Genomic DNA, 19,596 nt, shown 5'->3' with positions numbered 1-19,596 from the left:
GTACACTAGCCAGGAGGCTGTAGGACATGAGGCGAATCGGGATCTGGATCGCCGCGGGCGGTCTCCTGCTGGCCACCGCAGCCTGCGGAGGCGCTGGCGGCGGCAACGGCGGAGCCGGAGGCCCGGCGAAGACGCAGACGCTGTCCGTCGGCGCGGTGGCCGAGCCCGCCAATCTCGACTTCACCTCCACCGAGGGCGCCGCCATCCCGCAGGCCCTGCTCGTCAACGTCTACGAGGGCCTGGTCAAGCTCGACCAGGACGGCAAGATCGTGCCGCTGCTCGCCGAGAAGTGGGACGTCTCCGAAGACCGGAAGACCTACACCTTCACGCTGCGCCCGAACGTGAAGTTCAGCAGCGGCGCGCCATTCACGGCCGACGACGTCGTCTTCTCCCTCGACCGCGTCAAGAGCGACTGGAAGCTCAAGATCAAGACGCAGCTCGACGTCGTCGACAAGGTCGAGAAGAAGGACGACTCCACCGCCGTCGTCACGCTCAAGCAGCCCAGCAACGGCTTCCTGTACGCGATGACCAGCAGGCTCGGCGCCATGTTCAGCCGCACCGGCGTCGCCGACCTGGCCAACAAGCCCGTCGGCACCGGCCCGTACGTGCTGGGCTCCTGGCGGCGCGGCGACTCCCTCCGGCTCGACGCCAACCCCTCCTACTGGGGCACCAAGCCCGCGCTGTCGTCGGTCACGCTGAAGTACTTCAAGGACGCCACCGCGATGAACAACGCGCTGCTGACCGGCGGCATCGACGTCATCTCCAGCGTGCAGGCGCCCGAGTCGCTGCAGCAGTTCGCCGACCCCAACCGGTTCGAGACCATCGAGGGCACCACCAACGGCGAGGTCGTGCTGTCGATGAACAACGGGCGCCCGCCGTTCGACGACAAGAAGGTCAGGCAGGCCGTCCGGCACGCCATCGACCACAAGGCGCTGCTCGACACCGCCTGGGCCGGGCGCGGCCAGCTCATCGGCTCGATGGTGCCGCCCACCGACCCCTGGTACGAGGACCGCACCGGCGACTACCCGTACGACCCGGCCAAGGCCAAGGAGCTGCTGGGCGGGAAGACGTACGACGTCAAGCTGCGCATCCCCAGCCTGCCGTACGCGGTGAACAGCGCGCAGGTGGTCAAGTCGCAGCTCGCCCAGGTGGGGATCAACGCCGAGATCGAGCCGCTGGAGTTCCCCGCGCGCTGGCTGGACCAGGTGTTCACCAAGGGCGACTACGACCTGTCCATCATCAACCACGTCGAGCCCCGCGACCTGGGCATCTTCGCCGACAAGTCGTACTACTTCCGTTACGACAACCCCGAGTTCGGCAAGCTGCTGGCCTCCGCCGACGCGGGCACCGAGCAGGAGCAGGCCGCCGACCTCAAGCAGGCCGCCAAGCTGCTGTCCGAGGACGCCGCGGCCGACTGGCTCTTCCTGTTCCCCAACCTGATCGTGGCGAAGAAGGGCGTCACCGGGCTGCCGAAGAACGCCATCGCGGAGTCCTTCGACTTCACCGGGCTCGCCAAGCAGTGATCCTGTACCTCCTCAAGCGGCTGGCGGTGCTGCTCGCGAGCACCGCCGTGGCCGCCGTGGCGGTGTTCGCGTTCATGGCGCTGCTGCCCGGCGACCCGGCCGAGATCGCGCTCGGCGTCAACGCCACCCCCGAGGCGGTGGCCGAGCTGCGCCGCCAGTTCGGCACCGACCGGCCGCCCGGCGTGCAGTTCCTCGACTGGTTCGGCGGGCTGGCCCAGGGCGACTTCGGCACCTCGTACGTGACCAGCGCCCCCATCGGCCCGCAGATCTCCGAACGGCTCGGCGTCACCGCCGTGCTCGTGCTCGGCGGCATGGTCGTGGCCCTGGTGCTGGCCGTGCCGCTGGGCACGTTCGCCGCCGTGCACCACCGCAACCCCCTCGGCGCCGCGATCAGCGCGGCCAGCCAGCTCGGCATCGCCGTCCCCGCGTTCCTGGCCGGGATCCTGCTGGTGTTCGTGTTCGCGGTGCAGGCCCAGGTGCTGCCGTCCGGCGGTTACGTGCCCATCGCCGAAGACCCGGGGGAGTGGCTGCGCGGCCTGCTGCTGCCGTGGCTGTCGCTCGGCCTGGTGCAGGGCGCCGTGCTCACCCGTTACGTGCGCAGCGCCGTGCTCGACGTCATGCGCGAGGACTACCTGCGCACCGCCCGCGCCAAGGGCCGCGGCAGCACCGGCGCGCTGTGGCGGCACGGGCTGCGCAACGCCTCCGTCCCCGTCGTCACCGTGCTCGGCCTGCAACTGGCCACGCTGCTCATCGGCGCGGTCGTGGTCGAGCGGGTCTTCGTCATCCCCGGCCTCGGCGACCTGCTGCTCAACGGCGTCGCCGGGCGTGACCTGCTGCTCGTCCAAGGCGTGGTGATGGTGCTGGTGGCCGCCGTGCTGCTGATCAACTTCGTGGTGGACGTGGCCTACCACCTGCTCGACCCGAGGCTGCGATGAGACCCCGTCCGAACGTGGCGCTGGTGGTGGGCGGCACCCTCGTCGGGCTCGTCGCCCTCGCCGCGGTCGTCTCGTTCTTCTGGACGCCGCACGACCCCACCCTCGTGGACGCCGCCCGCAAGCTGCGCGAGCCCGGCGGCGGCTACCCGCTCGGCGCCGACAAGTTCGGCCGCGACACCTTCAGCCAGCTCATGGTCGGCGCCCGCACCACCCTCTACGTCGGCATCGTCGCGGTCGGCATCGCCGCCGTCCTCGGCACCCCGCTCGGCGTGGTCGCCGGGATGACGCCGCGCGGCTGGCTGTCCGAGCTGATCATGCGGGTCAACGACCTCGTGTTCGCCTTCCCCGCGCTGCTGCTGGCCGTCATGCTCGGCGCGGTGTACGGGCCGGGCACGCTCACCGCGATGATCGCCATCGGGGTGGCCACCGTGCCCGCGTTCGCCCGCGTGGCCCGCGCCGCCACGCTCCAGGTCATGGTGACCGACTACATCCTGGCCGCCAGGGCCGCCGGGCGGCGCGGGCCCGCCATCGCCGTACGGCACGTGCTGCCGAACATCGGCTCCATGCTGATCGTGCAGGCGTCGGTGTCGTTCGCGATCGCGATCCTGGCCGAGGCGGCGCTGTCGTTCCTCGGCTTCGGCACCCGCCCGCCGATCCCGTCGTGGGGGCGCATGCTGCAGGAGTCGCAGGAACTGCTCTTCTCCACCCCGCGCCTGGCGCTGTGGCCGGGGATCGCGATCGCCGTGGCCGTGCTCGGCTTCAACCTCCTCGGCGACGGCCTGCGCGACCACCTCGACCCCAAGCTCAGGAGGATCCGTGCTGAAGGTTGACGGCCTGACCGTCCGCGCGGACACCGTCGAGCTGGTCCGCGACGTCTCCTTCGCCATCGCGCCCGGCGAGCGGGTCGGGCTGATCGGCGAGTCCGGCTCCGGCAAGTCGCTCACCGCGCTGTCGCTCATGGGCCTGCTCCCCGAAGGCGTCACCGCCTCCGGACTGGCCAGGCTGGGCGACCACGACCTGGTGGGCGTGCCGGAGAGCCGGCTGAAGAGCCTGCGGGGCCGCGAGCTGTCCATGGTCTTCCAGGAGCCCATGACCGCGCTCAACCCGCTCATGCGGATCGGCGCCCAGGTCGCCGAGGTCATGACCCTGCACGGCCGCCCCCGCCAGGAGGCCCACCGGCGCTCGATCGAGCTGCTGGAGCGCGTACGGCTGCCCGAGCCGGCCCAGCTCGCCCGCGCGTACCCGCACCAGCTCTCCGGCGGCCAGCGCCAGCGCGTCATGCTCGCCATCGCCCTGGCCAACAACCCCGGGCTGCTCATCTGCGACGAGCCCACCACCGCGCTCGACGTCACCGTGCAGAAGCAGATGCTCGACCTGATCGCCGAGGTCGCGCCCGCGCTGCTGTTCATCACCCACGACCTGGCCGTGGTCGCCGCCATGTGCGAGCGGGTCCTGGTCATGTACGGCGGCCGCGTCGTCGAGTCGGGCACGCTCCGCGAGGTCTTCACCCGGCCCCGCCACCGCTACACGCAGGGCCTGCTGGCCGCCTCCAGGCTCACCCCGCGCGGCACCCGCCTGCCCACCATCGCCGGCAGCGTGCCCCCGGCGGGCCGCTTCCCCAGCGGCTGCGTCTTCCGCAACCGCTGCCCGCACGCCACCCTCACCTGCGAGACGACTCCCGCCCTGACAGGAGACGGCCATGCCTACGCATGCTGGCACCCCGCTGATTGAGGTCGACGGGGTGAGCCGGACCTACCGCCGCCCCCGCACCTCGCTCACCAGGCCGGGAGCCGCCGTGCACGCCCTGCGCGAGGTCTCCCTGACCGTGCGCCGGGGCGAGCGCTACGGCATCGTCGGCGAGTCCGGCTCCGGCAAGTCCACCCTGCTGCGCCTGCTCTGCGCCCTCGACCAGCCCACCGGCGGCACCATCCGCTTCGACGGCCAGGAGATCACCGGCAGGCCGGAACGCCGGCTGCGCTTCCTGCGCGAGAACCTCCAGATCGTCTTCCAGGACCCGATGAGCTCGCTCGACCCGCGCATGCGCGTGCGCGACCTCGTCGCCGAGCCGCTGGTGGCCCTCGGCCTGCCCGCCGGCGACCGGGTGGCGGAGCTGCTCGACGCGGTCGGGCTGCCCGCCACGGCCGCCGATCGGTACCCGCACCAGTTCTCCGGCGGGCAGCGGCAGCGCGTCGCCATCGCCCGCGCGCTCGCGCCCCGGCCGAAGGTGCTGGTCGCCGACGAGCCCGTCAGCGCCCTGGACGTCTCCGTGCGGGGGCAGATACTCAACCTGCTGGCAGACCTGGTGGACGAGCTGGGGCTCACGCTCGTGTTCGTCTCGCACGACCTGTCCGTCGTACGGCACGTGTGCGAGACGGTCGCGGTCATGAGCCAGGGCGAGATCGTGGAGACCGGGCCCGTGGACGACGTCTGGGCCGCGCCCGCCCACCCGTACACGCAGGCGCTGCTTGCGGCCGTACCGACTCTGGAGGGACTGCTGTGATCGAAGTCGACGCCGATGGAGTGGTGGAGTTCACGCAGGCGCTGGTCCGCATCCCCAGCACCAACGACCCGGCGCGCGGCCGCTGCGAGCGGCCCGCCGCCGAGCTCGTCGAGGCGCGGATGCGGGAGTGGGGCTGGGACCCCGTCGTGTACGAGGCCGCGCCCGGCCGGCCGAACGTCGTCGCCGTCGTCGAGGGCGGCGGCGGGCCCGGGCCGACCCTCATGTTCGAGGGCCACACGGACGTCGTCACCGAGGGCGACCTGTCCTCCTGGACCGTGGACCCGTTCGGCGGGGAGATCCGCGACGGCAAGCTGTGGGGGCGGGGCAGCGCCGACATGAAGTCCGGCCTGGCCGCCACCCTCTACGCCACCCGCGCCCTGCAGCTCGCGGGAACGTTCCCGGGCCGCGTCAAGGTGTGCGCGCTGGCCGACGAGGAGGGCCTCATGCTCGGCGCGCACCACTTCGTCTCCTCCGGCCTCGCCTCCGACGTGGACGGCGCCATCGTGGCCGAACCCGAGGCGGGCGAGATCTGCGCCGTCGCCAAGGGCGCGCTGCGGCTGCGCGTGGACCTCACCGGCAGGATGGCCCACGGCGCCATGCCCCAGCACGGCCGCAACCCCATCGCCGCCGCGGGCACCCTGCTGGCCGGGCTGCGCTCGCTGCAGGACGAACTGCAGCGGCGCCACCCGGCGCACGAGCACCTCGGCGAGGTGTACGTGACACCGACCGTGCTGCGGGCCGGCTCCGAGGAGCAGGTCAACGTGATCCCGGCCGTCGCCTCCGTCTTCGTGGACGTACGCACCGTGCCGGGCGCCGACCACAAGGAGATCGCCGACCGGGTGGCCGAGCTGGCCCGTGACGAGGGGATCTCGGTGGAGGTGTCGGTGCTGGTGGACCGGCCGCCGGTGGACGTGCCGCGCTCGGACCCGGTGGTCGCCGCGCTCGCCGCCGCCCATCGCGCCGTGACGGGCGAGGAGCCGGTCTACGGCGGGGTGCCCGGCACCACGGACGGGACCGTCCTGACGCACTGGGGCGGGGTGCCGTCGGTGGTGTACGGGCCCGGCGGGAAGTGGATCGCGCACCAGGCCGACGAGTTCGTGGAGGTGGCGGAGATCGTGCGGTGCACGCGGGTGTTCGCGGAGGCCGCCAGGCGGTTCCTGAACGGGGACCACTGATGGTGCCCGCCATGCGGGCCGGGGCGACGAACTCGCTGGTGGACGTGGCGGGGCTGCGCGTGGGCCACGCCCGGCGCGTCGGGCACGGCTTCCGCACCGGCACCACCGTCGTCCTCGCTCCTGCCGGAGGGGCCGTGGCGGGGGTGGACGTGCGGGGGGCCGCCCCTGGGACCCGCGAGACGGAGCTGCTGGATCCGCGGAACCTGGTGGAGCGGGTGCACGCCGTGGTGCTGTCGGGCGGGAGCGCGTTCGGGCTGTCGGCCGCGTGCGGGGTGATGGCGCGGCTCGCTGACGCGGGGGTGGGGTTTCCGGTGGAGGGCGGGGTGGTGCCGATCGTGCCGGCGGCGGTCATCTTCGACCTGGGCCGCGGCGGCACCTTCCGCGCCGTCCCCGACGCCACCCTCGGCACCGCCGCCTACGACGCCGCCACCGGCGCCCCCGTAACCAACGCCGCCACCACCAGCGCCACCACCAGCGCCACCACCAGCGCCACCACCAGCGCCACCACCAGCGCCACCACCAGCGCCGCCACCACCAGCGCCGCCGCCGTCAACGGTGGCGGCGCCGCCGGCGTCTCCGGCAGCGCGGCGCTCGGCTCGCCCGCCGCCGCTTCTCCCGCCCTTCACCCCGAGAGGACCCCGGCCCCGGACGGTGAGGCAGGCGCGGGCGTGGCCTGTCACCGGGGAGCGGTGAGGGGGTCCGTCGGGGCCGGGACCGGCGCCATGGCGGGCGGCCTGGCAGGCGGGACGGGCACCGCGAGCGCCGTCCTCCCCGACGGCACCACCGTCGCCGCCCTGGCCATCGTGAACGCCGTAGGATCCGTCCTCGACCCCCTGGACGCCACCCTCGCGGGCGCCAGATACGGCCTGCCGGGCGAGTTCGACCACCTCGGCCCCCCGGCCCCGGAGGAGGCCCGCGCCTGGAGCCCCGCCAACACCCCCTCCTTCAACACCACGATCGGCGTCGTGGCCACCGACCGCACCCTCACCAAGGCCCAGTGCGGCAAGCTGGCCGCGGTCGCCCACGACGGCCTCGCCAGGGCCATCAGACCGGCCCACACCATGACCGACGGCGACACCATCTTCGGCCTGGCCACCTGCACCCGCCCCGCCCCGGCCCACGACACGCTCCAGGACCTCCTCGCCGCCGCCGCGGACGTGTTCAGCCGCGCCGTCGCGGACGCCGTCCTGTCCGCCACCGGACGCGCGGGCGCCCCTGCCTACCTGGACGTCTTCCCGAGCGCACTGCGGAGCCGACCATGACCTTCGACCAGACCCGGCCCACCGACCGGCCCACCGACCGGCCCGCAGACCGGACCACGGACCAGCCTGCGAATCGGCCCTCCGAGGGGCCCACGGACCGGCCCATCAACCTGCTCACCGGCCTGCCCGCCGGTCTGCCCATCGGCGCCGGCTGGGTGGAGACCGCCGCCACCAGCGACGTGATCTTCCCCTACGACGGCTCCACGGTGGCCACCGCCCCGCTCGGAACGGCCGCGCACGCCGCCAGGGCCGTGGACGAGGCGATCGCCGCGGCCCCCGCCATGGCCGCGCTCCCCTCACACGCCCGCCGCACCGCCCTCATGGCCGCCCACGACACCTTGCGCGACAGGCGGGAGGAGTTCGAGCGGCTGCTCGTGCTCGAAACCGGCAAGCCCCTGGTGGACTGCCGGGTCGAGGTGGCCAGGACACTCCTGACACTCGCCACCGCCGCCGAGGAGGTCGCCAGGCTGCACGGCGAGACCGTGCCGCTCGACCTGCTCCCGTCCGGCGAGGGCCTGATCGGGTTCTGGACGCGCCGGCCGATCGGCGTCGTCGTCGGCATCACCGGCTTCAACTACCCGCTCCTCCTCGCCGCCCACAAGATCGCCCCAGCGGTGGCGGCCGGCTGCCCGGTGATCGTCAAGCCCGCGCCCGCGACCCCGCTGGCCACGCTCTGGCTCGCCCACCTGCTCAGGGACGCGCTGCCGCCCGCCGCCGTGCAGGTCGTCACCGGCGGCGTCGAGGTGGGCCGCACGCTGGTGGAGGACCGGCGGATCGGCGCGGTGTCGTTCACCGGCTCCGCCGCCGCGGGCCACGCCATCGCGCGGGCCGCCGCCCCCACGAAGGTGCTGCTGGAGCTGGGCTCGAACGCGGCCCTCGTGGTCGCGGCCGACGCCGACCTCGAGGCCGCCGCCGACGCGGTCGTGCGCGGCGGCTACTACGCCTCCGGCCAGGCGTGCATCTCCGTGCAGCGGGTGCTGGTCGAGGAGCCCGTGGCGGTGCGGTTCCTGCCGTTGCTGGCCGAACGGGTCAAGAGCGTCGCCGTCGGCGACCCCCGGCTGCCGGAGACGCGGGTCGCCCCGCTGATCGACGAGGCCGCCGCCGGCCGCGTACTGGAGTGGATCGCCGCCTCCGGGGCCGGCGTGATGGCGGGCGGGCACCGCGACGGGCGCGCCATCGCGCCGACGGTGCTGTCCGGGGTGCCGGACGGGGCCGCCGCCTGGGACGAGGAGATCTTCGGGCCCGTCGTGTGCGTACGCCAGGTGCCGGACCTCGACGCCGCCTTCGCCGCGGTCAACAGGTCCAGGTACGGCCTGCACGCGGCGGTGTTCACGCGCTCGCTGGCCACGGCGTTCGCGGCGATCGAGCGGATCGAGGCGGGCGGGGTGGTGGTCAACGACGTGCCGGGGTTCAGGGCCGACAACATGCCGTACGGAGGGGTGAAGGACTCGGGGGCGGGACGTGAGGGGCCGCGGTTCGCGATCGAGGAACTGACCGTCACCAGGATGGCGATCATCCGCCCGTAGCGGCCCGGAGCCCGGGCCGCCGCGGGGGCATGGTGACCCCCGGGGCGGCGCCGGGTCCGGGCACGGTTGCCGACCGGCTGGGCCGGTCGGATCAGGGGACGGGGCTACATCTCGGCGCGGATCGCGCGGAGATGGTGGCGGATCACCGGGGCGCTGTCGCGCGCCAGGTCCTTCACCCACCTGGAGTGCCCGCGCCGCAGCTCGCGCTGCCCCAGCCAGAGCGCGTGCTCGTGCGCGCGGGCCTGGAGCCGCAGCCAGGCGCGGTCGAAACGGTGACCGGACCTGGAGAGCACCGCACGAAGATCGCGGCGCTGCTCGGCGCTGGGGGAACCCGGGATGCGGACGTCCAGCCGGTCGGCGACCCCGCGCAGGCGCGCGTCCAGCCTGCGGTGGTCGCGGATCAGCCGCCAGGCGATGCCGCGGACGTCCCGGTCACGGGACTTGCCCAGCGCGGCCTTGCCCGCCGCGATCTCGGCGAGGTGGCCGCGGTGCGCCGCCCTCAGGTACGCGACGTCCTGGGGCGCGGCGTGCACCGCCCCGCCGGACGTGCTGACGCCGGCGCCGGTGAGCCCGGCCGCCGGGGAGCCGCCCTGCGAGTCCACCGGCAGAGCCCGGGCACCTGCCTGGACCTGCGCGCCTGCCTGAGCGTGCGCGCCTGCCTGTGCCTGGGCGGCGGTGGGGGTCATGGTCAGTGCCAGCACGGCCGCGAGGCCCGCGGGTGCTAAGTTCCGTGCTGTTCTCATGAGTCCCTCCTTTCCTGGGACCCGTGCCCGCTGCCCTTTCCGGCCGGAAGTATTCGGCTCAATTCGGCGGATCGAAACGGCCGTCCACAGCCGTCCAGCCGCCGTCCACGTACAACACGGAGCCGGTCACGAAGCTCGCCGCGTCGCCCGCCAGGTAGACCACCGCCCCGGCCAGCTCGTCCGCGGTCGCCCACCGGCCGAGGGCGCTCTTGGCGGCGTAGGCGGCGTACCAGCCGGGATCGTCCTTGATCTGCCTGGTCAGCGGCGTCTCCACCACGCCGGGCGCGATGGCGTTCACCCGCACCCCGTGCGGGCCGAACTCGGCGGCGGCCGTGCGCAGGAGCTGCACCAGCCCGGCCTTCGTGGCCGAGTACACGCTCTGCCCCGGCTCGGTGACCGACGCCCGGATGGAGGCGAACCCGATGATCGAGCCGCGCCCCCGCTCGACCATGCCCGCCCCGAACGCGCGTACCACCTCGAAGGAGGCCCGCAGGTTCAGCCCCACCACCCGGTCGAACTCCTCGGCCGAGTAGTCGAGCAGCCGCTTGCGCACGTTCGTGGCCGCGGTGAACACCAGCACGTCGGCCGGCTCGTCCGCGGCCAGCGCGTGTACCGCCCCGGAGTCCAGCACGTCGAGCAGCCGGGCGTCCCCGCCGCAGCCCGCGGCGGTCTCGCGGGCGGCGGGCAGGTCGCGGTCGGCGCACACCACCGACGCGCCGTGCGCGGCCAGCGCCAGCGCCGCCTCCCTGCCGATCCCGCTCCCTGCGCCGATCACCACGGCCCGCCGCCCGTCCAGGCGGAACAGCGCGTCATATCCCATACGACGCACCCTAACCACTGGTCCGACCAGTGCACCAGGACGACCACTCAACCCCGGCGGGTGGCCTCCCAGTCGGGGCGCAGCAGCTCGTACTCGACCTCACCGTGCTCGGACCCCTCGATGGGCTCCGGCCAGTCCAGGCGGAAGGTGCGTACGAGCCGGAGCCCGCACTTCTCCATCACCCGCCGCGACCCGAGATTCACCGCCATCGTCTGCGCGAACACCCGCCGGGCGCCCAGCTCGGTGAACGCCTTGTCGACCAGCGCGAGCGAGCCCTCGGTGGCGTACCCCCGGCCCCAGGCCGCCTTGTGCAGCCGGTAACCCAGCTCGGGCTCCTCCTCGGGCCCGCCCTCGGCCGGGCGCAGGTGGAACCAGCCGAGGAAGTCGCCCGACCGCCGCTCCACGGCGGCGTAGAAGCCGCCGCTGACGAACCTGGGAACGGTCCTGTCCACGATCACCTCGCGCGGGGTGGGCTTGCCGCCGTTGAGGTACCGCATCACGTCGGGGTCGTTGTGCAGGTGGAACAGGTCGTCCGCGTCGGACTCGGCGAAGCGGCGCAGGATCAGCCGCTCGGTCTCCAGGAAGATGTGCACCGGGGCACCCTAGTCGGCGGCCCAGGGCCCGTTCGACCGGTTTTCGCCCGCGCGGCCCCGCGCCGCCCGCCGCACCGCGGCGACCAGCTCCGGCATCGTCGCGACGGTCTCCCCGGGCTGCGCCCCGCTGTCCGGGTGGGCGGCGGTGTCGTCGCTGCGGAAGAGGATCGTGCGCATCCCCAGGGCCCGGGCGGGCGCCAGGTTGGCCGGCCGGTCGTCCACGAACACCACTTGCGCGGCCGGTACGCCCAGCGCGGCCGGCACCGCCCGGTACGGGGCCGGGTCCGGCTTGCGCGCGCCCAGCTCGGAGCTGATGAGCCAGCGCCCGACGTGCCGCTCCAGCCCGAACCTGCGGCGGACGAGCGCCGACCAGGCCGCCGCGTCGTTGCTCAGGCATGCCAGCTCCAGCCCGTCGCCCGCCAGCTCGGCCAGCGCCCGCGGCACGCCGTCGGTCAGCCGGTGCCGCAGGCAGTAGTCCTCGTCGCCGGCCGCCGCCGCTCCGAGCGCCGCCCAGAACGCGCCAGTGCTCGTCCGGCCCAGGGTGACCGCCCGGTAGGCCGCGCGGATGTCCTGCTCGGGGGCCTGGCAGCCGCGTTCGCGCAGGTACGGGATCAGCACCCGGCCCTGGACGTTCCCGTCCCGGTAGAGCACCCCCATCGCGTCGAACACCACCGCCCTGACAAGATCCACCCGGCCACCCTAACCCCGCCCGCGCCGCCCGCGCCGCCCGCGCCGCCCGCGCCGCCCGCGCCGCCCGCGCCGCCCGCGCCGGCGGTGCTGCCCGCGCCGGCGGTGCTGCCCGTGCCGGTGCCGCCCACGCCGCCACGGTGCGCACGATGGTGTTGATGCCCGTGGCCACGCCGGTCCGGTGCGGCTCCACGGCCGCGCACTCGGCGCCCGCTTTCAGCGCCGCCCGCCGCAGGGGCCCCCGCCCGGAGGGGCGGCCGAGCGCCGAAACGGGCGCCGAAACGGGCGCCGAAACGGGCGCCGAGCCGGGGCGCCGGCGGGGTGGTGACCAGCGCGCGCCGGCGAGCGGCATCTGCGTGACGTCTCCGGCGAGGAGGTGTGCGAGATCGAGCCGGACATGCCGGCGGCGGCGATCAAGGGCCGCGGCGTCATCGTCTTCGCGAATCGGGTTGCCGAAGTTTTGTAAGGCGGCTTACGATTCTCCCATGATCAACACGGATCCGGCCGCCTACGAAGCGCTGCGGGACCGCTTCGGCACCCCCCTCGGCGTGGAGGAAGCACGTGCCCAGTGGGGCTCGATCGTCCGTGCCGCCAGGAGCGGCATCACCACGCTGATCACCCGCGAGCGCTACGAGTGGGCCGCGCTGATCCCGCTGTCAGAGGTGTACGGCCTGACCACCGGCCTCCCGGTGGTCTCGCTCTCGACGGCCCGCGGCAGGCTCGGCGACCTCGTACGCCAGACCGCCGGCCCGTACGACGAGGGCCCCGTACTGCTGACCCGCCACCGCACCCCGGTCGCCGCCCTGATCGCGGCCCCGCGCCTGCTGGACCGGCCCGCCAGGCGCGGCCCCGACGCGGACCTGCTGCTGGCGCGGGGGCACACGATCACGCTGGCCAGGGGCCCGCTCGACGGGATCACCGCCATCGCCCGCGACCGGGACGGCCACGAGGTCGCGGCCGGCTCCGGCCGGGACGCCGCCACCGCCCTCCGGTCGCTCGCGCACTGACCTGTACTGCGGCCTGTACCGGGGGCCTGTACCGGGGGCCTGTACCGGGGGCCTGTAATGGGCCCTCTACTGGTGTTCCGCCGGCTCGACGAAGGAGTCGGGCCCGGGGTAGACGAGCTGCTCGTGGCCGTCGTCGTAGCGCACGAGGTACGGGGGCGTGCCGTCAGGGCCCCGGACCTCGACGATCTCGGCCTTCCTGTCTCCGTGGCCGACCACGTGACCGTGGATGATCAGCAGGTCACCGACGTTCGCGTGCATGGCAGGTTCCTCTCAGCCGGGCTCTGGCAACCGTGAGGTTCCCTCCCACCTTGCACCAGACCGGCCGTCCCGGAAAGCGGCCGGAAGGCGGCGGTCAGCGTGCCGCCGGGGCGTGCAGGTGGCCGAGTGTGAGCGGCGGCGCGGGCGGCAGCGGCGCGGCGTGCTCGGCGCGGAAGGCCTGCAGCAGGTAAGCCACCAGCCGCCGCGACCCCGCCGCCGCGATCTCCCCGGGGCCGGTGGCGACGGCGCAGTTGGCCTTGAGCAGCAGCGTCAGGTCGGCCGGCTCGAAGTCGGCACGCAGCCGCCCGGTGGCCTTGGCCCGCCGCACCACCTCGGCGAAGCCCCGCTCGGCCCGCGCCCGCGTCCGCTCGTAGTCGACCGCCTCGGGGAACGCCATCAGGAATGCGTCGGTGAACCCCCGGTCCGCGACCTGCATCGCGCACACCTTCTCGATCGCCGCGCAGAACCCCCGCCACGGGTCGGGATCGGCCAGCGCCTCGTCCACGACCGACGCGCACGCGGCCAGCTCGTCGCCGAACACCTCGGTGATCAGCGACTCCCGCGAGGGGAACCGCCGGTAGAGCGTGGCCACGCCCACCCCGGCGCGCCGCGCGATGGCGGCCATCGGCACGTCCAGCCCGCGCGTGGCGAAGGCCTCACGAGCGGCGTCCAGGATGCGCGCGCGGTTGTGCCTGGCGTCGGCGCGCATCGCCTCGGCAGGCTCCATCTGAGAGGGATGAGCAGGCATGTCTCTCACATTAACGTAAGTGGACGGCCCCATCCGTTTAGCGCGCTAGCTTCACTCACATGGAGAAGAACGAGATGCGCGCCGCCCTGTTCGACCGGTACGGCCCCCCGGAGGTCCTGTACGTGGGCACGGTGCCCAGGCCGGTCCCCGCCCCCGGCGAGGTGCTGGTCCGTGTGCACGCCGCCAGCGTCAACGGCGGCGAGCTGCACGGCCGGGCCGGCAAGGTGCGGCCGGTGACGGGGCTGATGCAGCGCGGCTGGCCCAAGCGCATGGGCCTGGACTTCACCGGCGAGGTCGCCGCCCTCGGCCAGGGGGCGGCGGGCCCGCGGGTCGGCGACCGGGTGTGGGGCGTGCTGGGCCGCACGTTCGGCAGCAACGCCGAGTACCTGACGGTCAGGCCCCGCCACCTGTCCCTGGCCCCGGCGGGGCTCGACCTGGTGGAGGCCGCCGCGCTGCCCGTCGGCACGACGGCGATCACGGCGCTGCGCGACAAGGCGCGGCTGCGGCCCGGCGAGCGGCTGCTGGTGCGCGGCGGCAGCGGCGGCGTGGGCGTCGTGGCGGTGCAGCTCGGCAAGGCCCTCGGCGCCCACGTCACCGCGCTCGCCGGTGCGCGCAACCTCGGCCTGGTACGCGACCTCGGCGCCGACGAGGCCTACGACTACGCCACCACCTCCCCGGCGGACCTCGGGCGTTTCGACGTCGTGATGGACACCGTCGGCACCGACCACCCCGCCTACCGCCGCCTTCTGACGCCGTCCGGCCGCATGGTGGCGATCGCCTTCGACACCGCCAGGGTCGCCGCGTCCCTGGCGTACATCGCCGCCTCCGCCGTCCACGGCGGGCGCCGCGTGCGGGCCTTCAGCGGCAACCCCGCCCACCGGCTCTTCGCCGACCTGACCCGGTACGTCGAGAGCGGCGCCGTCCGCCCGGTCGTGGACACGGTGTTCCCCCTGGAGGACGTGGCCAAGGCGCACCGGGCGCTGGAGGCGGGCGGCGTCCGGGGCAAGATCGTCATCCGGATCGCCTGAAACTGCCAACGGGCGTTGACATGGCCGCTCCTTAAACTCATCACACAATGAATTAGGAGCGATGCCATGCGCAGAACGCCCGCAGCCGCCGTCAGCGCCACCTTCTTCGCCGCCGGCCCAGGAGTCGTCGCCGTGCTCGTCCCGTACTGGATCGGCGGTTGGCGGATTCACTCGCCCTTCCCGGATCCGGTCATGATCCCGCTCAGGGTGCTCGGCGCGCTCCTGGCGCTCGCGGGGCTGGCCGTGGTGGTCAACGCGTTCGTCAGGTTCGTGGTCGAGGGGCTCGGCACGCCGATCCCGGTCGCGGCACCCGAACGGCTGGTCGTCGGCGGGTTCTACCGGTACGTCCGCAATCCCATGTACGTCGCGATCTTCGCCGCCGTCATCGGCCAGGCCATGTTCTTCGGAGATCCCTGGCTGCTGGTCTACGTCGCGGTCCTGGCGATCCCGGTCTACAGCTTCGTGCACTGGTACGAGGAGCCGCACCTGCGCGGCAAGTTCGGCGCCGAGTACGACGCCTACCGGGCCCACGTGCCGGGGTGGTGGCCGCGGCTGCGCCCGTACCGGTCTTGACAGAAAATTGGGGCCCCATGTCGGATCCTGTTTGACGCCCAGTGAGGAAATGTGGTCGTCTCGTGACCTATGTTTCTGATGGGATGAAATAGACAGGTCCGGGGGAGAACGTTTCATGCCGCACGCCCTCATGCGCGTGCTCGCTTCGACGACCATCGCCGGCACGGTCCTCACCGGCGTGCCGTCCGCAGCCGGGGCCCAAGCCGTTCAGGCCCGGCCCGCTCAGGCTCAGCCCGCTCAGGCTCAGCCCGCTCAGGTTCGGCCCGCTCAGGTTCGGCCCGCCGAGGTGCGGCCCGTGCCGGCGGTGCAGGAGCCGCCGCCCGCCACCGTCACCGTGCCGCGGCGCGACTCGCTGGCGCTGCAGCCCGCGGGCGACGAACGGGTCGGGCCGGACGCGCCCGAGGTCACCACGCCGGCGGGCCCCGGGCTGAGCAACGAGATCACCTCCGCGGCCGCCGCCGTCCAGGAGGCGCAGGGGTTCGGCAGGCAGGCGCCCGACGTGCGGGACGTGCTGCCGGACACGTCGCAGGCCGAGCCACTCAACCTGAGCAAGCCGCTCGCCGCGGTCGCGAAGACGTTCGAGGGGCTCGGCAAGGCCGTGCCGGGGCTGACGTACCGGCTCTGCGTGGAGAGCGACGCCGTGCCGGTCGCCTGCTCGATCCGGCAGCCGGTCGGCGTGCCGGTGGCCGCCGACGTGACCGGCGACTCCAAGCCCGACCTGGCCGCCAGCCTGGTGCCCGCCGCCGACCCCGGCGAGGGCTCCGCCGGGATCACGTTCGCGGTCAGGCGGCTGTCCGGGCAGAGCGTCAAGGCGCAGGTCTGGGCCGAGTACGACGACAAGGTCTCGGTCGGCTTCGACGGCCTGCGCCGCGGCTCGTCGCTGTCGGCCACCGACCGGGGCACGTTCACCGTGGACCTGGCAGGCAAACGCATCAAGGCCGTGGTCGACAGGAAGGAGCCGGGGCGGAGCGCCGCCGTCGTGGCCGGGCTGACCGGCCGCAGCGCCGTGAGCCTGAGCCAGACGCCGGCCACGAGCGACCTCACCGTCAACGCCGCGCTCGACACCCCCACCCTGAACGTCGCCGCCTCCGCCCCCTCCAAGGTGGAGGCCGTGGCCGTCACCGCCCGCCGCTTCACCCGGGCCGTGCTCGACCGCATGCCCACCCGCGCCGAGGTGCGGCTGTCGGGCGGCGAGGTACGCTTCTCCGGCCCGTCCTCCGTCGCCCGCGCCCAGGTGCACGACCTCTCCTACCGCGACGGCGCCCTGTCGAGGGTGACCGAGGTCGAGCTGCGCCGCCTCCCGCCGTCCTTCACCGCCAGGTACGGCACCGCGAACGGCAAGCAGACCCTCTCCGTCGCCACCGGCTCCGGCCGGGCGGGTACGGCGACCCTGCGCTACTTCGACCGCGCCGCGGCCAGGACCGTGCTGAAGGCCGAGCTCAGCGCGCTGCCCGCCCGGGTCCGCCTGGTCAACGACCTGGACGCGCACCGCGTCACGCACACGACCAGCGCGCCCATCGGCAGGTTCGCCGTCGTGCTGCAACGCGACGGCGGCGCCGTCTCCACCCCGCGCGGCGGCCACGTCACCATGATCAAGGACGGCTCGGCCGTGGGGGTCTCCGCGCTGCTGTCGGGCCTGTCCGGGTTCGACGTGACGTACGGGGCCGCGCCGCACGTGCACCTCGAAGTCGGCTCCAGCGGCCGCTCGTTCGTGGGCGCGGCCAGCATCGACCGCACCCACGTGGCCCGCATGGAGATCTCCAACACGCCCGCCACCGTGGACGTCACGCTCGACCCCACCGCCAGGAAGGCCGTCTACCAGGCCAGCGGCGTGATCGAGAAGCTGCGCGCCGCCTACGCCAACCTCAAGTCAGGCCCCACCGTGGACGGCACCGTGCTCGGCGTGCACGACGACGTGAAGGCGTCGTGGGAGCTGGGCGAGCGCTCGACGGTCAAGCTCGCCACGTCCTCCCGGCTGGAGGAGGTGCGGATTTATGCCAATAAAGCGCACGTCACCCAGGCGACCGGCGAGGACCTGCGGGCCACCGTCCAGGGTGTGCGCAAGCGGGCCGAGCTCGTCGCCGACACCGCGGCCAGGACGCTGAGCTGGGTCTCCGACGGGCCGGTCGAGCGGGTGTCCGCGCTGGCCAGGGCCAAGCTCGGCGACCGGTACGCCAGGGCCGCCGCCGAGGTCACCGGCGTGCCCGCGAAGTTCGACGCCTCGTGGAACGCGGCCTCGTACCGCTTCCGCGGCCTGTCCGGCCCCGTGCGGACGGCCGCCCTGGCCTTCACCAACCACGACGGCGCCAAGGCCCCCGCGGGGCCGCACCTGGCGGCCCACTACGACCAGGCCACCGGCGACCTCGACGCCAGCGTGCTGGTCAACCGGCTCTCGCACGTCGAGTTCACCCCCGCGGCGCAGGGCTTCACCGCCGACTTCCGCTCCGCCACGCAGCACCTCGCCGTGGACGCCGACGTCCGCCAGGGCGGCACCCGCTTCGGGATCCTCGGCACGGTCGGGCCCGTACCTGGACGGCTGGCCGTCACCTCGGCAGGCGGCAGGCTCACCTACTCGGGCTCGCGCCTGGACGTGCGCGCCCGCGCCTGGCTCGGCACCGCCGCCGCGCTGGACCGCATGCGGGCCGCGCCCGCGATCGCCGGCGGCGTGTCGCTGGTGGACGGCGGCTGCGCGGCCGGCTCGCCCGGCTGCGCGCCCGGCCCCTTCTGCGTGCCGCAGCGCGGCTGCTACGGCCTGCAGGGCTACCTGGACGTGACCGGCCTGCCCGACCAGGTGACGGTCGACCTGACCGGCAAGACGTTCGCCTTCTCCGGGTTCCGGCCCAAGCGCCGCAGCCTCGGCGTGTACCTGGCCAGCAGCGTCCTGTCACCCGTGCCGATCAAGGCCAGGGCCACGCTGACCGGCCTGCCCTCCGAGATCACCAGCATGTCGGTGGGGCCGTTCGGGGTGGGGCAGGGGAACGCGGTGCAGGCCTCGTACAGGATCGAGCCGGCCGCCACGCTGGGCGCGCTCGACGTGCGGGCCGAGGCTGGCGGGGTCCGCGGGCACGTCGCGATCGACCCGGTGCCCGCGGCGGTGACCGTCCAGGGCAGCTACGGGGCCAGGACGCGCATCCGCGTGAACAACTCCGCGGCCGTCGAGCATCTCACCGCCAAGGTCACGCTCCCCGGCAAGGGCACCGGCGAGCTGCGCTTCTCCGACGTGCCCGCCGTCTTCGGCGTGGACGCCGACGCCTCCGCCGCCGGGCTGAGCGTGCCTGCCGTCACGTACAAGGCGAACGGCGGCGCCAGCACCCTCGACGGGCACCTCGGCGTGGAAGGCGGCCTGGTGGACCCGTCGGGGCGGCTCGGGGACGTGGCGTTCACGGTCAGGGACCTGGCCGCCGACACCACCGTCCGGATGAACCCCGACCAGTCGCTCGACCTGGTCTCACGGCCGGTCCCCACGGGCCGCATCGCCCTGCGCGCCGGGCTCAGGGTGGACCCCGTGGCCGCCCAGAAGCTGGCGGTGAGCAAGGAGGTCCCGTACACGACCGGCTTCCTCACCTACCACGTCGGCGGGCGGTTCGGGCTCGGGCAGAGCTCGATCGAGCGGCTCTCCCTGTCCATCTCCCGCCTGTCGTGGTTGCGGATCCGGCCGGGCAAGGTGCCGTTCGGGATGAAGGCGCCCCCCGCGCTCGGCTACGTCGCGCCGGGCTTCGAGGGGAACTACGGCACCGTGAAGGTCGCCGCCAAGGGCGTGAACCTGCGTCCCGACGTCAGGATCGACGTCAGGCTGGCCAGGGAGATCGGCGAGGACGTCTTCCGCGAGTCGGTCAGGATCGGCCCCACGACCTCGCTCGCCCTGCGCCGCTACGACCAGCGGATGCGCCGGATCGGGGCCCAGCAGGAGATCAAGGCGGCCGGGATCAGCCTGGCCTGCGTGACCGTCGACGCCAAACCCGGCTTCGCCGGCGCCGCCGGACGCGGCACCATCACCCTGCGCGGCGCCGACGGGCCGCAGATGCTCTCCCTGCTGGACCCCGGCGGGCAGGTGCCGGACTACGCGGTGGACCTGCTCACGCACTTCATGAGCCCGTTCCCCGGGGCGGAGTGGAAGGTGGCCGGCGCCGAGGCGGGCTCCTGCGCGGCGGGGGGTGACTCGCGGCGCCCGGACGACCGGTAGTTCCCGGCCGCCTGTCACAGTCGTGCCCTGATCGT

At 73.9% G+C, this 19,596-nt stretch carries 18 protein-coding genes; 12 read left to right on the top strand and 6 right to left on the bottom strand.

The annotated features are described in order from the left end of the window. Window positions 1–26 precede the first annotated feature (26 nt). The 8 genes from HD593_RS34605 to HD593_RS34570 are packed head-to-tail and all read left to right on the top strand — an operon-like array spanning window position 27 to window position 8,921. Window positions 27–1,523 (top strand): ABC transporter substrate-binding protein, encoded by a 1,497-nt coding sequence (locus tag HD593_RS34605; RefSeq protein WP_185106142.1) that lies wholly within the window; start codon window positions 27–29, stop codon window positions 1,521–1,523. Then, a complete protein-coding gene (locus HD593_RS34600; RefSeq protein WP_185106141.1) occupies window positions 1,520–2,458 on the top strand; it encodes an ABC transporter permease in 939 nt (312 codons plus the stop codon). The genes HD593_RS34605 and HD593_RS34600 overlap by 4 nt, the downstream gene beginning before the upstream one ends. Further along, a complete protein-coding gene (locus tag HD593_RS34595) occupies window positions 2,455–3,288 on the top strand; it encodes an ABC transporter permease (protein ID WP_185106140.1) in 834 nt (277 codons plus the stop codon). The genes HD593_RS34600 and HD593_RS34595 overlap by 4 nt, the downstream gene beginning before the upstream one ends. Next, complete coding sequence (locus HD593_RS34590; RefSeq protein WP_185106139.1) at window positions 3,275–4,189, top strand: ABC transporter ATP-binding protein; 915 nt, start codon at window positions 3,275–3,277, stop codon at window positions 4,187–4,189. Before HD593_RS34595 ends, HD593_RS34590 begins: the two co-directional genes overlap by 14 nt. After that, the gene (locus HD593_RS34585; RefSeq protein ID WP_185106138.1) at window positions 4,158–4,958 is read left to right on the top strand and encodes an ATP-binding cassette domain-containing protein; all 801 of its coding nucleotides are present in this window, start codon (window positions 4,158–4,160) and stop codon (window positions 4,956–4,958) included. The genes HD593_RS34590 and HD593_RS34585 overlap by 32 nt, the downstream gene beginning before the upstream one ends. Then, window positions 4,955–6,133: a M20 family metallopeptidase gene (locus HD593_RS34580; protein ID WP_185106137.1), complete on the top strand. Its 1,179-nt coding sequence runs from the start codon at window positions 4,955–4,957 to the stop codon at window positions 6,131–6,133. The genes HD593_RS34585 and HD593_RS34580 overlap by 4 nt, the downstream gene beginning before the upstream one ends. Next, entirely contained in the window at window positions 6,133–7,395 is a 1,263-nt protein-coding gene (locus HD593_RS63715; protein ID WP_185106136.1) for a P1 family peptidase, read from the top strand. The genes HD593_RS34580 and HD593_RS63715 overlap by 1 nt, the downstream gene beginning before the upstream one ends. Beyond that, window positions 7,392–8,921: an aldehyde dehydrogenase family protein gene (locus tag HD593_RS34570; RefSeq protein WP_185106135.1), complete on the top strand. Its 1,530-nt coding sequence runs from the start codon at window positions 7,392–7,394 to the stop codon at window positions 8,919–8,921. The genes HD593_RS63715 and HD593_RS34570 overlap by 4 nt, the downstream gene beginning before the upstream one ends. A 104-nt stretch (window positions 8,922–9,025) precedes the next feature. On the opposite strand, the gene HD593_RS34565 is transcribed toward HD593_RS34570, so the two are convergent. From HD593_RS34565 to HD593_RS34550, 4 genes are read right to left on the bottom strand one after another with little or no spacing between them, the layout of a single operon-like run. Next, on the bottom strand, window positions 9,026–9,664 hold the full coding sequence (locus HD593_RS34565; protein ID WP_185106134.1) for a DUF4142 domain-containing protein: 639 nt from the start codon (window positions 9,662–9,664) through the stop codon (window positions 9,026–9,028). A gap of 58 nt (window positions 9,665–9,722) precedes the next feature. Then, complete coding sequence (locus tag HD593_RS34560; RefSeq protein WP_185106133.1) at window positions 9,723–10,484, bottom strand: SDR family NAD(P)-dependent oxidoreductase; 762 nt, start codon at window positions 10,482–10,484, stop codon at window positions 9,723–9,725. A 47-nt stretch (window positions 10,485–10,531) separates the two neighbouring features. Further along, on the bottom strand, window positions 10,532–11,077 hold the full coding sequence (locus tag HD593_RS34555; RefSeq protein WP_185106132.1) for a GNAT family N-acetyltransferase: 546 nt from the start codon (window positions 11,075–11,077) through the stop codon (window positions 10,532–10,534). A gap of 9 nt (window positions 11,078–11,086) precedes the next feature. Beyond that, window positions 11,087–11,767: an HAD family hydrolase gene (locus HD593_RS34550; RefSeq protein ID WP_221525138.1), complete on the bottom strand. Its 681-nt coding sequence runs from the start codon at window positions 11,765–11,767 to the stop codon at window positions 11,087–11,089. 482 nt (window positions 11,768–12,249) lie between these two features. Between HD593_RS34550 and HD593_RS34545 the strand changes: the two genes are divergently transcribed. Continuing rightward, window positions 12,250–12,771 carry a type II toxin-antitoxin system prevent-host-death family antitoxin gene (locus HD593_RS34545; protein WP_185106131.1) on the top strand — a complete coding sequence of 174 codons (522 nt, stop codon included), beginning with the start codon at window positions 12,250–12,252 and terminating at the stop codon, window positions 12,769–12,771. Window positions 12,772–12,837: 66 nt separating this feature from the next. Here the strand turns inward: HD593_RS34545 and HD593_RS34540 are convergent, their stop codons facing one another. Together HD593_RS34540 and HD593_RS34535 are read right to left on the bottom strand one after the other, a co-directional pair. Then, complete coding sequence (locus tag HD593_RS34540; RefSeq protein ID WP_185106130.1) at window positions 12,838–13,029, bottom strand: DUF1918 domain-containing protein; 192 nt, start codon at window positions 13,027–13,029, stop codon at window positions 12,838–12,840. Between the two features lie 94 nt (window positions 13,030–13,123). Further along, window positions 13,124–13,777 carry a TetR/AcrR family transcriptional regulator gene (locus HD593_RS34535; RefSeq protein ID WP_221525137.1) on the bottom strand — a complete coding sequence of 218 codons (654 nt, stop codon included), beginning with the start codon at window positions 13,775–13,777 and terminating at the stop codon, window positions 13,124–13,126. 59 nt (window positions 13,778–13,836) lie between these two features. Here HD593_RS34535 and HD593_RS34530 point away from each other — a divergent pair, with 59 nt between their 5' ends. The 3 genes from HD593_RS34530 to HD593_RS34520 all read left to right on the top strand — a co-directional run bounded on the left by HD593_RS34530 (window position 13,837) and on the right by HD593_RS34520 (window position 19,561). After that, entirely contained in the window at window positions 13,837–14,805 is a 969-nt protein-coding gene (locus HD593_RS34530; protein ID WP_246546864.1) for an NAD(P)-dependent alcohol dehydrogenase, read from the top strand. A 66-nt stretch (window positions 14,806–14,871) separates the two neighbouring features. After that, on the top strand, window positions 14,872–15,378 hold the full coding sequence (locus HD593_RS34525; RefSeq protein ID WP_185106128.1) for a methyltransferase family protein: 507 nt from the start codon (window positions 14,872–14,874) through the stop codon (window positions 15,376–15,378). A 295-nt stretch (window positions 15,379–15,673) separates the two neighbouring features. Next, window positions 15,674–19,561, top strand: coding sequence for a hypothetical protein (locus HD593_RS34520; protein WP_185106127.1), 3,888 nt, complete (start codon window positions 15,674–15,676; stop codon window positions 19,559–19,561). Window positions 19,562–19,596: the final 35 nt, after the last annotated feature.

The sequence above is a fragment of the Nonomuraea rubra genome (assembly GCF_014207985.1).
GTDB classification, from domain to species: domain Bacteria; phylum Actinomycetota; class Actinomycetes; order Streptosporangiales; family Streptosporangiaceae; genus Nonomuraea; species Nonomuraea rubra.
Note: the sequence above shows the minus strand (reverse complement) of the source record. Positions and strands in the feature narration are given on the sequence as shown.

Coding starts and splice junctions, on each gene's coding strand:
- HD593_RS34540 (WP_185106130.1), bottom strand. CDS start 13,029: ATGCACGCGAACGTCGGTGACCTGCTGATCATCCACGGTCACGTGGTC.
- HD593_RS34535 (WP_221525137.1), bottom strand. CDS start 13,777: ATGCCTGCTCATCCCTCTCAGATGGAGCCTGCCGAGGCGATGCGCGCC.
- HD593_RS34570 (WP_185106135.1), top strand. CDS start 7,392: ATGACCTTCGACCAGACCCGGCCCACCGACCGGCCCACCGACCGGCCC.
- HD593_RS34605 (WP_185106142.1), top strand. CDS start 27: ATGAGGCGAATCGGGATCTGGATCGCCGCGGGCGGTCTCCTGCTGGCC.
- HD593_RS34560 (WP_185106133.1), bottom strand. CDS start 10,484: ATGGGATATGACGCGCTGTTCCGCCTGGACGGGCGGCGGGCCGTGGTG.
- HD593_RS34525 (WP_185106128.1), top strand. CDS start 14,872: ATGCGCAGAACGCCCGCAGCCGCCGTCAGCGCCACCTTCTTCGCCGCC.
- HD593_RS34585 (WP_185106138.1), top strand. CDS start 4,158: ATGCCTACGCATGCTGGCACCCCGCTGATTGAGGTCGACGGGGTGAGC.
- HD593_RS34565 (WP_185106134.1), bottom strand. CDS start 9,664: ATGAGAACAGCACGGAACTTAGCACCCGCGGGCCTCGCGGCCGTGCTG.
- HD593_RS34545 (WP_185106131.1), top strand. CDS start 12,250: ATGATCAACACGGATCCGGCCGCCTACGAAGCGCTGCGGGACCGCTTC.
- HD593_RS63715 (WP_185106136.1), top strand. CDS start 6,133: ATGGTGCCCGCCATGCGGGCCGGGGCGACGAACTCGCTGGTGGACGTG.
- HD593_RS34595 (WP_185106140.1), top strand. CDS start 2,455: ATGAGACCCCGTCCGAACGTGGCGCTGGTGGTGGGCGGCACCCTCGTC.
- HD593_RS34530 (WP_246546864.1), top strand. CDS start 13,837: ATGGAGAAGAACGAGATGCGCGCCGCCCTGTTCGACCGGTACGGCCCC.